The organism is Limosilactobacillus sp., from assembly GCF_040772465.1.
Lineage (GTDB): Bacteria > Bacillota > Bacilli > Lactobacillales > Lactobacillaceae > Limosilactobacillus.
In genome coordinates, this window is record NZ_JAXGYB010000001.1 from 16,676 (window position 1) to 31,989 (window position 15,314).

At 47.0% G+C, this 15,314-nt stretch carries 10 protein-coding genes; 3 read left to right on the forward strand and 7 right to left on the reverse strand.

The window, feature by feature from the left end; genetic code table 11:
- Positions 1-9: 9 nt before the first annotated feature.
- A complete protein-coding gene (locus AB3114_RS00090) occupies positions 10-2,193 on the reverse strand; it encodes an alpha-galactosidase (protein ID WP_367341231.1) in 2,184 nt (727 codons plus the stop codon).
- 185 nt (positions 2,194-2,378) lie between these two features.
- Between AB3114_RS00090 and AB3114_RS00095 the strand changes: the two genes are divergently transcribed.
- Positions 2,379-3,416, forward strand: coding sequence for a LacI family DNA-binding transcriptional regulator (locus tag AB3114_RS00095; protein ID WP_367341232.1), 1,038 nt, complete (start codon positions 2,379-2,381; stop codon positions 3,414-3,416).
- Between the two features lie 75 nt (positions 3,417-3,491).
- Here the strand turns inward: AB3114_RS00095 and AB3114_RS00100 are convergent, their stop codons facing one another.
- The 4 genes from AB3114_RS00100 to AB3114_RS00115 form a co-directional block, all read right to left on the reverse strand.
- The gene (locus AB3114_RS00100; protein ID WP_367341233.1) at positions 3,492-4,451 is read right to left on the reverse strand and encodes an L-lactate dehydrogenase; all 960 of its coding nucleotides are present in this window, start codon (positions 4,449-4,451) and stop codon (positions 3,492-3,494) included.
- Between the two features lie 60 nt (positions 4,452-4,511).
- On the reverse strand, positions 4,512-5,345 hold the full coding sequence (locus AB3114_RS00105; protein WP_367341234.1) for a 2-keto-4-pentenoate hydratase: 834 nt from the start codon (positions 5,343-5,345) through the stop codon (positions 4,512-4,514).
- Between the two features lie 800 nt (positions 5,346-6,145).
- Entirely contained in the window at positions 6,146-8,878 is a 2,733-nt protein-coding gene (locus AB3114_RS00110; protein WP_367341235.1) for a hypothetical protein, read from the reverse strand.
- A 48-nt stretch (positions 8,879-8,926) separates the two neighbouring features.
- Positions 8,927-10,012, reverse strand: coding sequence for an Ldh family oxidoreductase (locus AB3114_RS00115; protein WP_367341236.1), 1,086 nt, complete (start codon positions 10,010-10,012; stop codon positions 8,927-8,929).
- A 388-nt stretch (positions 10,013-10,400) separates the two neighbouring features.
- On the opposite strand from AB3114_RS00115, the gene AB3114_RS00120 reads away from it, so the two are divergent.
- Together AB3114_RS00120 and AB3114_RS00125 are read left to right on the forward strand one after the other, a co-directional pair.
- On the forward strand, positions 10,401-12,764 hold the full coding sequence (locus tag AB3114_RS00120) for a peptidoglycan amidohydrolase family protein (RefSeq protein WP_367341237.1): 2,364 nt from the start codon (positions 10,401-10,403) through the stop codon (positions 12,762-12,764).
- Between the two features lie 132 nt (positions 12,765-12,896).
- Positions 12,897-13,835, forward strand: coding sequence for an L-lactate dehydrogenase (locus tag AB3114_RS00125; protein ID WP_367341238.1), 939 nt, complete (start codon positions 12,897-12,899; stop codon positions 13,833-13,835).
- Positions 13,836-13,843: 8 nt separating this feature from the next.
- Here AB3114_RS00125 and AB3114_RS00130 read toward each other — a convergent pair whose 3' ends face one another.
- Both AB3114_RS00130 and AB3114_RS00135 read right to left on the reverse strand, forming a co-directional pair.
- Positions 13,844-14,365 (reverse strand): hypothetical protein, encoded by a 522-nt coding sequence (locus tag AB3114_RS00130; RefSeq protein ID WP_367341239.1) that lies wholly within the window; start codon positions 14,363-14,365, stop codon positions 13,844-13,846.
- 25 nt (positions 14,366-14,390) lie between these two features.
- A complete protein-coding gene (locus tag AB3114_RS00135) occupies positions 14,391-15,290 on the reverse strand; it encodes an SPFH domain-containing protein (RefSeq protein WP_367341240.1) in 900 nt (299 codons plus the stop codon).
- Between the last annotated feature and the right edge of the window lie 24 nt (positions 15,291-15,314).

A 15,314-nucleotide genomic window follows, 5' to 3' on the forward strand; every position in this document is an offset into this window, starting at 1 on the left:
TTACCACTCCTAGACTTCCTTAAAGTAATGGACTTCTGATAAGTAATCACCAACATGCTTTGGATCACGGTAAAGGCCAACATTCATTAATTCATCGCCGCCAAATACCTGATCACTTGTCATGTCACTATAATCACGTTGTGGATCTAATGCGACCATCTTTGTATTGACGATTTCCATCCGATTGGTATGTTGCTGACGGAACATAAAGAGCAAAGCTTCGGACTTGTCGGGACTAACGAATTCCCAAGCCACGGTGTTAGACGTAAACGGGCTTTCCAAACGGTAGAAATCGCCATACTGAATCAGATGACGGTGCTGTTTATAAAAAGCAATCTGTTTCTTCACCTGCTGCTTTTCGTCATCTGTTAACTTGGCTAAATCCAATTCATAACCAAACACACCTGCCATGGCAACGTCCCCACGTGTCTTGAAGCTAATGCTACGTCCCGTTTGCTGGTTAGGCGAAACCGAAACGTGAGCACTCATCGATGAAATTGGATAAACTAGTGACGTTCCATCCTGAATCTTCAGACGTTCGGCAGCATCCGTATCGTCAGAAGGCCAGCTCTGTGGCATGTAATAAAGAATGCCGGCATCAAAGCGGCCACCACCACCGGAACAACCTTCAAAAAGGATGTTCGGGTAACGCTTAGTTAAACGATCCATTAAACTATAAACACCAAGAATTTCACGGTGAGCAATCTCACCTTCATGATCTGGACTGACAGCTTGTGAATAAACTTCCGTTAAATTCCGGTTGCAGTCCCACTTGATGTAATCGATCGAAACGGCATCCAGAATCTTGCACATCTGCTGGAAAATATTGTCAACGACTTCCGGTCGGCTGAAGTCCAAGACAAGTTGATTTCGTGAGAGAGTGCTGCCACGCCCCGGTTCGGCTAAAGCCCAGTCAGGGTGTTTACGATACAAGTCTGAATCGACAGAAATCATTTCTGGTTCAAACCAAAGACCAAATTTCATCCCCGCATCGTGGGTCTGCTTAGCAACACGCTTGAGATTCACCTTGTCCTTGTTGACAAACCAATCACCCAGTGATGAATTATCGTCATTACGGTGACCAAACCAGCCGTCATCTAAAACAAACATTTCGATACCCAGTGGCTTAGCTTCCTTCACCACTTCATCAAGTTTTTGATCATTAAAATCAAAGAATGTGGCTTCCCAATTGTTGATAACGATAGGTCGATCCGCGTACTGGAACTTGCCGCGAGCTACCCTTTCACGCAACAAATGGTGAAAAATCTGGGACATCCCGTTCAATCCTTTTGTACTAAATACAGTGATGGCTTCCGGAGTTTGGAAGCTTTCCCCTGGTTCAAGATGCCAAGAAAAGTTAAAGTCATTGATGCCGGCAATCAGTCGTGTCTGATCGATTTGATCACGTTCAATCGAAATCTTGTGATTGCCAGAATAAACTAGCAGGACGCCTAAGGCATTTCCGTGAAATTCATCTGTATCCTTATCTACTAAAGCTGCAAATGGATTCATATGGTGAGAACTTGAATCTCGACGACTGGATATTTCAAAAATGCCTTGGTTAAGTGCAACTCGGCGAGTTTGCCGCTCCAATGCATATTGACCAGGTAAGTAAACAAGATCGTAATCATGTTTTGTCAAATCCAGCTGCATCGACGCAATTTTTTCAATATCAATTGGTTGATTGCTATTATTCTGCAGACGAGCATTGCGGGTAACAACCGCGCGATCCTTATAAATGCTGTAAACAAGTGTCAAAGTTAACTTTAAAGTGGCATCTTTCAAGTTGACTTCCAGAGTCTGAGCCTCGTCATTGTCTTTTACGTAAGAAGATGGCAATCCGGGCAAAGCAGGCTTACCATCGATAATCCTATAGGAATCATAGCGAAAGTCTGTAAATCTTGCCCCATCAGAGCCTTTAACGGTAATTGCTGGTAAACGGTAGTCACCTGTATTATTACCGGAATATTCCTGCAGTAAATCATCTTTGGAATAAGTCCGGTCCTTAGAATGAGGCAGGTTACCAGAGAAGCCACGATCAATCCGTGGGTAGCGACGTTCACCATGATAGTGACGAATTCGTGGTCCGTAATAGAGGTGGCTCAGCAGGCCGCCCTCTTCGATTGAGAATAAATATGAAATTTTAGAATTACTCAGGTTAAAAACCTGCTGTTGGGAATCAAAAGTAATCATAAGCTAACTTCCTCCTGTTGACGGTTTTAGAATAAAATAAAAAAGCACTTTCAGAAAGCGCTTTCTAGTATTGAAGTATGAAACAAATCCTAACAAATGCCGCTGTGGTCGCAAATGAAACGTTTACTACTATTTGGTAAACGTTTAGTGTTATCATAGTAAACAGTAATAATTAGGAGGAAAAAATGGCTAGTATTCGTGACATTGCTAAAGAAGCAGGAGTATCTCCAGCTACTGTTTCCAGAGTCCTTAGCGAAGATAAACGCTTTTCAGTGCGTCCAGCTACACGAGAACGTGTAATGAACATCGTTCAAAAATTGCATTACGATCCCCGAATCAATCGAAAACAAATTCAAGCTATTCCCCACAAAGATAAAGAGATCATTGTACTGACCACACTTTCGAGTCATCAAGAAACACGTGATCTCTATTTTGCTTCAATTGATGAAGGGCTACATCAAGAGGCAACAACGTCAAATATCAAAATAGGGGCCTTTGTCCGCTTTCCTAACAAGCAATTTGAGTACCATGATGTTCAAAAATTCGACGGTGTAGTCATCATTGGAACTTTCTGTGAACACTTTCTCAATAGTGTTTACCAATTTAACCATAATATTGTTATTGTTGATGAATATCGTTACTTTACTAAGTTTGACTTAGTACGCAACAACTATCGTGACGAAACGAGTAGAACTCTTGCCATGTTGTATCATCAAGGCTACCGACGGATTGCCTTTATCGGTAGCGAAGTCAACCAAATGGATCGCAAAGGTTTAACAGAGCACAAAGTTTCAGATATTCGGACAACTGAATATTTAAATTGGATGAGCATTCATCACTTACGGCCTCGTAATTTAATAACTGACTGGAGCGCTAAAGAAGGTCAATTAGCGATGAAGGAACTATTGAACGATGAAAAGCACCCCACTGCAGTCATGCTTGCAAGTGACCAATTAGCGATTGGTGCTTACCGTGCTATTCAATTGCACCACTTAGTAATTCCAGATGACATTGCAGTTGTTAGTTTTAACGATTCACAGGTTGCTTCTTACCTGGTTCCCTCTCTTTCATCTGTACATGCTTCTAGTAATGAAATGGGTAAAGCAGCTATTCGTTTAATGATCGATCGTTTCATCAATCACCGTCAATTGCCTTGTCAACTTATTCTGCCGTCTACCTTGATTGCCCGAGAAAGCACAACTAACACAAAAGAGCGCGACTAAAGCCATCTCTGACTCTAGTCACGCCCTTTTTGGTATAACTTTGATTTAGGATTTTGTTGAGAGGAAATTTATGACTTAGCCTACTGCTTCATTCTTTTTATCTGCTTGGGCCGCGCGCTCTTCTTCCTTCTTCAGCCGATTCTTGATGTAGTTAGCTGAAGTGACCAACTTCTTTTCTTCTTCGTCAGTCAGATCAAGGTGTAACTGTTCCATGACCCCGTCACGACCGACAACCGCCGGGTATGAAAGATAAGTGCCGTACTCCTCCCGGTAGTTAGAAACCGGCATTTCTGTACGGGCGTCACTGAGCAGGGCATTGGTCAGACGAACAGCTGCGGTGGCAACACCGTAGTTCGTGTACTTCTTGCCCTTGTAAACCATGTAGCCACCTTGACGGGCGCGTTCTTCCAAGTCTGCCAAATCCAGGTTACGTTCCTTGGCTAAATCGAGGACCCGCTTGCCCAGGACACGAACCGTGGACCATGCAGTAAATTGAGAATTACCATGTTCACCCAGGTTGAAGCCGACCACTGACCGTGAGTCAACGTGCAGGGCGTCACCGACACAAGCACGCATCCGTGCTGAATCCAGCAGCGTCCCGGTGCCCATCACGTGGTTCTTCGGCAGACCAGTCAGCTTTTGGTACATCGAGGTGATGACGTCACAAGGATTTGTTACGTCGACTAACATTCCGTGGAAACCATTGTCCACCAATTTTTTGGCAACCAACGGAACTTGGGTCCGGGTAAACTTAAATTCAGCGAAGCGATCGTGGTCTGGTGTATCAACCAGCTTTGACTTCCCCAGTGTTGATACGACCACATCACAATCACGCACTTGGGACCAATCATTAACCGTCAGTACCGTATGGAACGGCAGATTGGCCATTGCATCCCGCAAGTCCAGTGCATCCGCATTGACCTTGGCCTCGTTTGTATCAAACAAAGCTAATTCGTCAGTAAAACCACCTGAAACTAAGTAATGAGCAACCGTAGCACCAACGTGACCCATTCCTACAACTGCAACTTTTCTCATAAGCGTAATCCCCTTTCTCAACCTGAGTGAAATTAATTCATCGTATTCTCAATCAATGCCTTATTTGCGAACTTCAACACTGACGTCACCAAAGCCGTGGTCAAACTTAGCTTCCCACTTGCCTTCAGTTAAGTGTGGCGGCAGCAGGAACGTCCCAGAAGAAACTAGCTGTCCGGCCTTAAAGGTCTTGCCCTGATCTTCCAGTTTCCCTACCAGCCACTGCAGTGACTTCAGCGGGTTGCCGAGAACTTCACTCGACTTACCGTTAGATTCTTCCTTGCCATCATGGTAGAGGGTCACGTTCACCGTAGCCGCATCATCAACATTCTGAAAGGCCTCATCAGTTGGCCGTTCATCGCCGTAAACGACGAAGCCACCGACAGCACAGTCGCTCATAACGTTGTACTTGCTTAAATCTGGGAACCAGTCAGCGAAGCGACTATCTGGCAACTCCACGGTGCCACAGACAGTGGTTTTGTGAAGCAGGTCTTCCAAACTGTCACTAGCGTGCAAGTCCTCCTTAGCGCGGAAACCTAATTCCACTTCCAGCAGCGGCGCCATGGTCTTATCTTGCAGGGAGAGCAGTGCCGGGGATGGTAGGAAGTGGGAATCCACTTGTTGGCCGTACAGGGGACTGTCTGAATCAAACATGTCTTGGGTTTGCTTGCTGGTCAATGAAACCTTGTAGCCACCAGTCGGCAGGCCTTTTAGTTCCACGAATTTGTCCTGAACGGCGTAGGCCGTGTCATCATCGGTGACGACCCCGTCCCAGTCACTCATCTTGAGTGGCTTTTTTGTCCGGTAAGCATCGTAGAGTGCTTGGGCAAATTCATTTTGCTTGTCGTTGAGGGTTGCGGTACGGTTTTCAGTTTCAGTTGCAGTTTCGTTGGTCATAATAATTTCCTCCTCTAGGAGGTGATCATCACGATCTCAACTATTCCGCAGCTGGAACGGTGACGATCACCATGTTCTTGTTAGTCTCACTATTCTTTGAATTGCTTAAAATCTTACCTGGCACTTTAATGCCACTAATGTCATCTTCCGACATGATCATCACCACCTTTTTTCCAACCTCGGTAAATAAAAAACAGCGTCCTCCAACCTCCCCATAAAGGGAGATTTAAAAGGACGCTGTTGCGTGGTACCACCTTTCTTCGCGATTCCCGACACGAGAGGCCGGAAACCACCTTCACTAACGGCCACTTCACGTGACGATTAGCTGGCACTGTAATGGGTGCTACCAGGGCAATCTACTAATTAAAAAAACGTTCGATGCTCAACTCACGAGCGATCAGTTCATCATGACTCACACCGGTTTTCACCAACCACCGGTTCTCTAAATTCATCATCAATCACCGTTCTCGATCAATGTTGTTATTTGCTTTGGTTGATTTGTTATTTAGTATTCTACACGGACAAATGAGAAATGCAAGGGATATTTTAATCTTTTTCTCAGAAACAGTTAATCCTGCCCCAATCAAATCCTCCCGATACCCATAATGGCGCTGCTTGACGTCATTTTTTTGATTTCAAAATTTTCTTCGGTATTTGTGAAAATCGCCTGATCACATAATTGGACTCCTGAAATCTTTTTATTGACGAGTCGCAACCGAAGCCTCCGGTTGCGGCTTTTTTGTACGTAAAAGGCTCCAGCATTCAGCCTGACTGAACGCTAGAGCCTATTTCGTTAAATTTTAATTCGTTGTTTCTTGATCTTCTGCAGGCGCAACCGCATCCCCGTCATTGTTTGTCCTAACGGGGGTAGAGCTCAGCAGTGATCCGTAATAACCGTCATGTCGGCTATCGAAGGTATAGCGGACGTGATTAATCACCTGCGTGCCAGTCGCCATCTGACCATTAGCGTCAAAGTAGTAACGATGGTTACCAATCGTTTGCCATCCAGTCAGAGCCCAGGCATTATTCTGGTCAAAGTAATACCAGTGCCCATTGAACGTCTGCCACCCTGTTAGAGCCCAGGCATTGCTGGGATCAAAGTAGTAACGATGGCCGTTGATCGTTTGCCAGCCGGAAAGCGCCTGTCCTTGGTCATTGAAGTAGTACCAACGCCCATTGATGAATTGCCAACCTATATCAGCCCAAGCATTGGCCGGGTCAAAGTAATACCAATGATTGGATAACTTTTGCCAGCCGGTAAGGGCCCAGGCATTATCCTGATCAAAGTAATAGCGAAGACCATTGATCGTCTGCAGACCCGTGTCGGCCTGCCCTTGATCATTGAAGTAGTACCAGCGACCGTTAATGAACCGCCAACCCGTGTCAGCCCAGGCATTAGCTGAATCAAAGTAGTACCAGTGGTTGGACAACTTCTGCCAGCCGGTCAGGGCCCAGGCGTTCGACTGGTCGAAGTAATAGTGGCGACCATTAATCATCTGTAAGCCAGTATCAGCGCGTCCTTGATCATTGAAATAGTACCAGCGACCGTTGATCAATCGCCAACCAGTCCAAGCCGCACCAGAGTTATCGAAGCCATACCAGTGGCCGTTGATGATTTGCCACCCCGTCCTCATGGCACCATACGAACCATTGTGTTGATCATTGAGGTAGTAGTAACGTCCGTTGAAATTATGCAAACCAGCCGCCATTACCGCCGTGGTCGGATCGAAGTAGAACCATTGATTGCCGATCAATTGCCAGCCAGTGTTAGCAGCACCGGAACCAGAGAAGTAATACCAGTTACCATTGATTGCCTGCCAACCGTAGAGCATTGCCCCACTGTTATTAAAACCATAGACACGACCGTTGATCTTATGAACACCAGTGTACATCTGGTGCGAACTAGGATCTAGATAGTACCAGCTACCCCTCAGCAGTTGCCAACCGCTTTCGGCCGCACCTGACGGAGCCAAGTAGTACCAATGTCCGTTGGTATACTGCCAGCCAGTCAACATCTGACCGCCACTGCTCATGTCATAGAGTTGACCATTAACAGTCGTCAGCCCTGTAGCCATGATCCCAGAAGTGAGGTCCATGTAGTACCAGGAGCCCTTAATTAACTGCCAACCGGTCATGATGTCGCCATACTGGTTGTAGTAGTACCAATTACCATTACGCCAATCCCAGCCGACATGCACCCCAATCGTTTGGGCGTCAACAATCGTGTTGTATTCAGCCGATGTCACTTCTTTGCCGAGGTATTGACTCAGCCGCCCACTAGTAATCATCGCGTTGATCTTGTCACGCAAGTAAGCACTATTCAGCGTGATGCCACGTGTCTTATACCAAGCCTGAGCTTCGCTAGATAAACTAGCACTGACGTAAGGTGAGAAGGATTGACTGTCGAAAGTGACGTAGTAAGTCATCGGGTGCTGGGCTGAACGCTGGAATCCTATTCCAGTCAAGAGATCTGCGAATCTCAAGGCATTAATAGCATGCCCTAACTGTGTCGTGGTCGTCACACCGGGATCATTGAGCTCACCATAAAGCATTGCCTGCATCCGGTTGTATAGGTCAATAGCGTACTGTAACAAAGTGGTTCCACTAACAATGTAGAGATTTTCGTTATTGTCAGGGTACAGATAGATGTCATCTTTACTACGGATAGCGCCATCTGCCACCAAGTTATTGAGAATAGCCTGCTGCAGAGCATCAGAATGAGTAGTATTTTGAACAATCCGCCAAATATCAGGATTAGTTAAATCATGCTGGACCGCATCCATCTTGTCATTAGCACGCATCCGTGCTTCCTGATCCCCGATGCTGGCTGCCACATCGGTATTCAGCAAAGTGAACGGCCGGATATTATCCATCCCCGATGCAGACGTGTAACCGCCCAGACGATTGTAGTACTGATAAATTTCCGGATAGTGATCATAAACGTAGCTACGGTACTGATTAAGCCAGTTGACGCCCAGTTCACGTAAGAAATTCATCTGCACTTCGGTCAAGCCCTGCTGACTATCAATCCGGGGCGAAGTATCGTTATCAGGATCATAAATCAGTTGGCCCGGTACAAAAGTCAGTGGCAACTGATTTAAATTGGACACAGTCGCCCTGCGAATAGTGGGATCATTCGGATTGCCCCAGGTCTTCGCGGTCTGAGTACCAAATTCCCCATACTGGGAATTGGCAATTTCCGTGTACTTAGTGTTGGGCTTCGTGATGCCACCACTATTGGCAGTTTTCTTGAGGCCCTCAGGCTCACCCTGGTCACCGACTGCTGGCGTCACCTTGACCCGTGTGTCAGTACTGCTAGCAGATGGCTGGGTTGCCTGTGCACTGCTGGGTGTCGTTACTTGTTGGCTGCTTTGTGCCGTATTTTGCACACTGGTACTGTTTACGGTGTTGGTAGCAGTATCGTCAGCCAGTGCATTCTGGCCGTATGCAAAGGTACTTAAAAGAAGGCCGGCAGCAGCCGTTGCCGTCCACCTCCACAGTCGATAGCGTTGATGATGTGTTAAGAACTGCACTTGATCCCTGCTTCTTTCTATCAGATTAAAAAGAGTTACTTACTCTTATTATATCTTAGCTGGGACATTAACTCCAAGTTCTTGACCAATCTGCGAAATTTCTTCATAAGTTTTATCATCAATATTCACACCTTGCTTCTGATTATTGGCAAGGTTCTTGTATTCCCGGTCACCTGGAACCCAGATAGTCTTGCCCGGCACGTGCTTCAGGTTGCGAATTCGGTTGAGCATTGCAGTGGCATCTGCCTTCAATTTGTCAGGATCCCCGAAGAAGGATGGATCAAAGGCAAAGACAAACTGACTGAAGTCGTGCTTGCCACGAACTGTGTCGGCAGAAATGGAACCCTGAGCAAGAATCCCCGTCAGCAATTCTACGACGATCGAATTGCCCATTCCCTTGTAGTTGCTGTTTTCTACGTCCGTACCACCAAGCGTCAGCAGACCCCCACCAATTTGGGTGTCACTGAAAGCGGCCCGTGCCAAAATATCTTCGGCTTCCCGTGGATCATTAACCAATTGACGGTCTTTATTAACAACCCACTGACCTGGCAGCTTTTCACCCTTCTTGTCAGCTAATTGAATCTTGCCACTAGCAACAGTTGAAGTAGCCCCGTCAAACATGAACGGGTGCGGACTAGCCGGGAAACCAAAGGCAAAGGCATTAGATCCTAAGAAGGCTTGGGTTGCGTTAGTCGGCAAAACCAGCGGACGGGTGTTAGTCAGCGCAATACCAACTAAGCCAGCGCGTAAAGCCTTGCGAGCATAGTAGCCAGCAATACCAAAGTGGTTGGAGTTCTTGACCACTCCAATACCAACGCCGACCTTCTTAGCCTTTTCAATTACTTTGTCCATAGCCAGGTTAGCGGCAATCTGTCCCATGTTTTGGTTAGCATCGACCAGCACCGTTCCTGGCAGTTCACGAACCACCTTTGGTTCACGGGTTGGAACAATGGTCCCATCTTTAATCATCCGTCGGTACCAATCCAAACGCTGAATCCCGTGTGATGAAATTCCCCGCAAATCTGCATCAACTAAGGTATCAGCTAACAACTGACCATTTTCCTTCGTGAACCCTAATTTATCAAAAACATTTTCCAAGTATTGACGTTCATCTTCTGATTTAACTCGTGACATTGATAAAAACCTCCCAAACTAAAAAACGTCCCTGTGCAATCAACACAAGGACGACGACCGTGGTACCACCTATATTCACTGCTAGATAGCAGCCTCTTTAATGGATAACGGTCATCGCCCGGAAATGTAGCTTGCACCCATTCCAATTCTGATAAGTTCATTCAGAGACTCTCTTAATACGCCCTTTCACCAACCGACGCTCGCTGTGGATTAAGATTATCTCTTACTATTCTCATCTTGTTTTAATATTTAAATTGATTTTAGCTGATAACTTTCAAATGTCAACTAATTTAGGGAAAATTGTTCACATATCTATTAATTTGTCTGAATAATGCTATGATATTAAAAGTGTAAAAAATTTCTAAAATTTAATGGGGGAAAACTGAAGATGAAGAAACATTTCAAGATGTACAAAGCTGGCAAACTGTGGCTTACTGCAGCAATTGTCGCTTTTGGCATGTTGGGTGGCAAGGCATATGCCGATGATGTTCAGAATGCTAGTGCTAATACCAATGTTCAAAATGTGCAAGTTGTCCAACCTGCACCAGCTACTTCCAATACTGGTAGTCAGGCACAGGGAAACTCAACGCAAAATAACACCAACCAGAGTAATTCAAATGCTAATCAAAACCAGCAGGTAACCTCGATTAATGGTTACCAAATGCAAACAAATAGCGATGGTAGTTCGATCTGGCGCAACAGCCAGGGACAACTGGCCAATGGTTGGCAAAACAACCAGAATGACTGGTATTACTTCAACAACGGTCGGACGATGACCAACTGGCAGTGGGTCAACAATAATTGGTTCTACATGAACCCACAAACCAACATCATGGAAACTGGTTTGCAACGGATTAACAACAGTGTCTACTACCTCAACCCAAACCATGACGGTAACTATGGTGCCATGCGAACTGGTTGGCAAGTTGTTAACAATAACTGGTACTACTTTAATAACTCTGGGGCTGCCGCTACTGGCTGGGCACGTCTCAATAACCAGTGGTTCTACTTCAATCCTGAATCTGCTCAAATGCAAGCGGGATTGCAACGGATCAATGGCAGTACCTACTACCTGGACCAGCGTCATGATGGCAACTACGGTGCGATGCTGACCGGCTGGCAAGTCATCAACGGGCGCTGGTATGGTTTTGCTGGTTCTGGTGCCGCTTTAACCAACTGGCAATACATCAACGGACGTTGGTACTACTTCAACCGTGATGGGCAGGCACAGATTAGCTGGCAGACCATCAACGGCCACCGTTATTACTTCGACACCACTAATGCCTGGGCCCTTACCGGCTGGCAACATCTCAGCAATAACTGGTACTACTTTGACCCAAGCAACGCCTGGGCCGAAACTGGCTGGCAAACACTGGGTGGTCAACGCTACTACCTCGACCCAACGACTGGCCGGATGGCAGCTGGCCTTACCGAACTTAATGGTCAGACCTACTACTTCAGTCTCCAGAATGGCGGCCCTTACGGATCAATGAAGACTGGCTGGCAGTTGGTTAACAACCACTGGTACTACTTCAATAACAACGGAACTGCCGTTTCTGGCTGGCTCAGCAATGGTGGCCATCGTTACTACCTGAACCCGGCAAATCACGTAATGGCTACGGGTGCGACCGAGATTAATGGTCAATATTACTTCTTCGCTACTAGTGGTGCCCAGGAAACCGGTTTGATCTACAACCCGGCTAGCCACTCACTTCAGTACTACAATACCCAAAATGGTACCCGGCAAGCTACCGCAACCATCGATGGTCGGACCTATCACTTTGACCCAACGACCGGTGACATCATCACCACTTCATTCTCCAATGGTTTGAACCAAATTGGCAACCGCTACTATTACTTCAACACTGCTAACCACAGTTTTGCCGTCAACCAATGGGAACGGATTAATGGTTCATGGTACTACTTCGGTGCTAATGCTGATGCCACAACAGGCTGGTATCGTTCCAACGCCGGTAATTGGTACTACTTCAACAACAACGGTACGGCTCGTACCGGCTGGCAATTAATTAACGGCCGCTGGTACTACTTCGATCCCACTAATGCTTGGGCACAAACGGGCTGGATTCACCAAGGATCTGATTGGTACTATGGCGACCCGACTAACGCCTGGGCTGATACCGGATGGGCTTTCATTGGACACTACTGGTACTACTTCGACCCAAGCAGCTGCAAGATGTACACCGGTACCCACTGGATCAATGGTCACCAAGTCACCTTCCAAAGTTCTGGTGCCTTTATTGGTTTCAACCAACGGGTAATTGACTGGTTCCTGTCACGGCGTGGTCGTCTGACTTACTCGATGTATGGTTCACGGAATGGCAGTGATGGGACGGCTGATTGTTCTGGTTCCATGACCCAAGCCGTTTGGTCTGCCGGTGGTTCAACACCAGCTCACCTCTACTCCACTCTAGACATCGGTAACTACTTACGCCAAAACGGCTACTACATCGCTGGCCAGGGCCGTGGTGTTCAAAATGTCCAGTATGGTGATATCGTCGTTTGGGGTAACCCTGGTGCTTCTGGTGGTGCTAATGGTCACGTTGTTGTCATCGACACTGATGGCACTAGTCCACACTGTATCTCAACTTGCGGCTACTACTGGAGCAGCGATCCAAACTCCAACTATGGAGCAAGGGGCCAAGCTGTCCAAGAATTCGATTACCAGTGGTACTGGAACGATGATGATCGTCCGTACCAAGTAGTCTACCGTCCAAACTTCTATTGGGCATAGAGTAAGCTGATAAAAAACAAGCGTCACTGCACCCGCAGTGGCATTTTTCTTATCTATTCAATTCAACGTTCCATGTTATAATTAGATTCTGGTTAGTTAATCTCACTATTTTATCAGAAAGAAGGAATTGCTATGTCTCGTAAAATTGCAGTTATTGGAATGGGCCACGTAGGTTCCACCGCTGCCCACTACATCGTTGCCAACGGTTTTGCCGACGAGTTAGTCCTGATCGATAAGAACGAGGATAAGGTGAAGTCCGACGCCCTCGACTTTGAAGATGCCATGGCCAATCTTCCCGTCCACACAGACATCAAAGTCAACGACTACAGCGAACTGAAAGATACCGACGTCATCATCTCAGCCCTCGGTAACATCAAGCTGCAGGATAACCCAGACGCTGACCGATTTGCTGAACTGCCATTTACCCGCAAAGCAGTCAGTCAGGTCGCTAAGGACATCAAAAATAGTGGTTTCCATGGTCTGATGGTGGTCATCACTAACCCCGTTGACGTCATCACTTCAATGTACCAACAAATCACCGGCCTGCCGAAGAACCACGTCATCGGTACTGGTACCCTCCTTGATTCTGCCCGGATGAAACGTGCTGTGGCCCACCAGCTCCACGTCGACCCACGCTCCGTTGACGGTTACAACCTCGGTGAACACGGCAATTCCCAATTCACCGCCTGGTCCACCGTCCGGGTCCTCGACACGCCAATCACGGAATTGGCTAAAACTGAAGGGCTCGACCTCGACAAGTTGGATGAAGAAGCCCGGATGGGTGGCTGGACCGTCTTCAAAGGCAAGAAGTATACCAGCTATGGTGTTGCCACGGCAGCGGTTCACCTGACTAACACCATTCTTTCCAACGCCCTGACTGAAATGCCGGTTTCCAACTACCGCAAAGAATACGGCATCTACCTCTCCTACCCCGCCATCGTTGGTCGCGACGGAATCGTCAAGCAGGCTCAACTGAAGCTGACGGATGACGAGTTAAAGAAACTCCAACGTTCCGCTGACTTCATCCAAGAGAAGTACAAGGAAAGCATGGAAGCAATCAACAATAATTGATCTACCAGCTAAATAATTCGATACAGGCTCCACAGCATTTTTGCTGGGAGCTTTTTTAGTATCTGGATGTCCTGAAGTGACGAACCAAGCAGCTTTTGACTTGTCAGGACGTAACGGCCGTCATGTAGAAAGGCTTGGTAAGCCGCTACTTTGCTGGGGGCGAGACGCAATTCGACATCGGAAGGGAGCAGCGATTTCAAGAGAGACGCCGTGGCCGCATGACTATAGGCAATGGCTCGTGGTGCTGAACGCTTAGCCACAACCATCGTGTCCAACTTAGTAATGAAACTATCAACTAGGTCCAGGTGAGTCAGATACTTGTAATGAAGATCACCCCAAGATGAACCCGATTGACTGCGAAAGGCAGCTGGTACTAGCAGATAGTCTCCAGCAAAGGCGGCTATTTGATCATAAATTTCTTCAAAGCTTGGATGGAGGACGATCTTGCCATCAATCCGCTTTTGGTCTAGGTAATGGCGCGTAGCGGCGTAACTGTCCGTTTGCTTACCGCCAAGTGTGTGGATGATCATGGTCGGTCCTCCCTTCTTACGATCTCTACTTGGTCTGCTTGCCGTCCTCGACACTTGACTGACCATCTATGCCCAATAATTTTTTAGTCGCCGGCAGGTCTCCTAACTTTGTCAAATTTTCACGGTCCATCACGACGAGGTTGCTGTCCCCATCAGCCAACTGACCAAAAGCCCGCAAAGACTGGTTCTTGAAGTAGTTATCATCAGCACTGGCGAGGGCTGCCTGAACCTTTTGAATTCGGTAGGCTTCGGCATCCGCCGCCGTCTTCTTAGCAGTGGCTTTGGCTTTAGCCGTGTTGATTAGCGCCTGGTTTTGGGCATTATTAGTCAACTCGATGTTCTTGGCTTCCCCTTCCGCCTGGGCAATCTGTGCCCGCTTCTTCCGGTCCGCCGTTAGTTGCTGATCCATCGCTTCCTGAATTTCTTTTGACGGATCCAACTCGTCGATATTGACACGAATGATCTTGATGCCAAACATCCCCGTCAGGCTGTCCACCGCGTCGAAAAGCTCCCGGTTGATCTGTGCCGTCTGCCCGAGCGCCTGGTCCAGTGACATCCGACCGATAATGTCACGCAGGTGACCCCGTACCAGCTGGCTCATGCTTTCCTCAGAATTCGTGTTGTTGTAGAAATATTTTTGGGCGTCATCCACCTGGTAGTTGAGCGTCACACTGACCTGCACATCAGCATTATCCTTGGTAATAACCGAATAACGTTGCAATGCCAGTGGCTGCAAGGCCAGCGAAACTTTCTGTACTCGCTGAACCAACGGAATCTTGATATTCAATCCGGCCGACACAGAGCGAGTGTACTTACCGAAAGTTTCCACCAATCCCTGATAATTCTGCGGAATGATCGTGATCGTCCCTGCTAACAGCAGTAGCACAATCACGATAATAACGATCATCACAATCAAACTCACCATAATCCAATTCCTCCATACTCATTT